The organism is Bacillus sp. FJAT-45350 (assembly GCF_002335805.1).
GTDB lineage: Bacteria > Bacillota > Bacilli > Bacillales > NISU01 > FJAT-45350.
On the sequence record NZ_NISU01000015.1, the window covers coordinates 1 to 580 of the forward strand.

General features: G+C 33.6%; 1 protein-coding gene. It reads right to left on the bottom strand.

The window, feature by feature from the left end; genetic code table 11:
• Nucleotides 1–439 (bottom strand): DUF4372 domain-containing protein (locus CD003_RS21470; RefSeq protein WP_142302918.1); only part of this gene is annotated, 439 nt, incomplete at its 3' end.
• Between the last annotated feature and the right edge of the window lie 141 nt (nt 440–580).

The window sequence follows — 580 nt, forward strand, 5'->3', positions numbered from 1 at the left end:
CTCCCGCTTTTGTTTTGCGGAACTTAGCCCATTTATGATGGGTCAAATTAAGTGGCAATGTGCTTGAATCAATGATTTTTAACGGCATAATCAGTTTTGTAGGGTGTGTTTTGACATGAATTTGTGCTACTAGATCTAAGAAAAGCTTTTGAAATAAGTCAGGATTCATATTATTTAATCGCCGTGATAGCTGAGAGATACTGATAGAATCTAGGTTAACTTCTTTTTGCAGCTTGTCATCAAAAAGACTATCGCCCAGTGCATGAAGACTTTCGATTTCTTGAAGTTGTGCAAAAAGAAGTAATTTTAGAAATGATTCGGTCGTTAACTTTTTTGTATAGTAATCTAATTTCAACGTTTTCACGTTTTCTTCAAATAATTGAAGGTTAATGGGTGAAAACCATTGTCCAAATGAAGTTTTTCGTGTAATCTTGTCCATAGTGTGAGTCCTTTTTTAGTGGATTTGGACGGGTTACCACCTGACTTATCCATTATAAAGGACTTTTTCTGTGCGTAAAATGAGATTATTGAAGATTTTGAGTCTTTTTAATATTTGAAATTAATTAATGCAACACTAGTG